Raw genomic sequence first — 544 nt, 5'->3', positions numbered from 1 at the left:
CAGCGGGCGCTCCGCCCGGGCGACGAGGTGACGGTCGTCGGCGACGCCGCGGCGTTCCCGGACGCGCCGGTCGGCGAGGTGAAGTCGCGGGTCGCGGACGGCGCGCCGTTCGTCGTCTCGGACGCGACCGCGCGCCGGACCGCGCTCCGACTGGTCGGCGCGTCGGCGGTCCCGGTCGTCCTCGGCGCGGTCGCGCTCGCGGTGGCGGGGGCGACGCTGGCGCCGCTGCTCGCGGCGGCCGTCTGAGCGGCGACGCTCGGGCGGGCGCCGCGCGCCGCCTCACGCCGCCCGACAGGCCTTTCTAACGCACCCGCGTTGGTGGAGGTATGTCAGACGACGAGCCGAAGCCGGGGTCCGCCGAGGACCAGGGCCCCGTGACGATCACACCGGCGCTCGCGGACCGACTCGCGGAGAAGCGCGAGGAACTGTTCGAGGAGTTCGGGATCCGCGACGAGTTCCCGAGCGAGGTCCTCCGCGAGGCCGAGGCCCGGACCGAGGGCGTCTACGAGGAGATCGAGGCCGAGATCGACGAGCGCGAGGACCT

At 75.9% G+C, this 544-nt stretch carries 2 pseudogenes; both read left to right on the top strand.

The window, feature by feature from the left end:
• Positions 1-246 (top strand): annotated as a pseudogene (locus D3D02_RS18800) (hypothetical protein); the annotation flags it as partial.
• 80 nt (positions 247-326) lie between these two features.
• Positions 327-544, top strand: a pseudogene (locus D3D02_RS18795) (ribonuclease R); the annotation flags it as partial.

Origin of the sequence: Halobellus sp. Atlit-38R, assembly GCF_003665925.1 — an archaeon.
Classification (GTDB): Archaea; Halobacteriota; Halobacteria; order Halobacteriales; family Haloferacaceae; genus Haloquadratum; species Haloquadratum inordinatus.
Note: the sequence above shows the minus strand (reverse complement) of the source record. Positions and strands in the feature narration are given on the sequence as shown.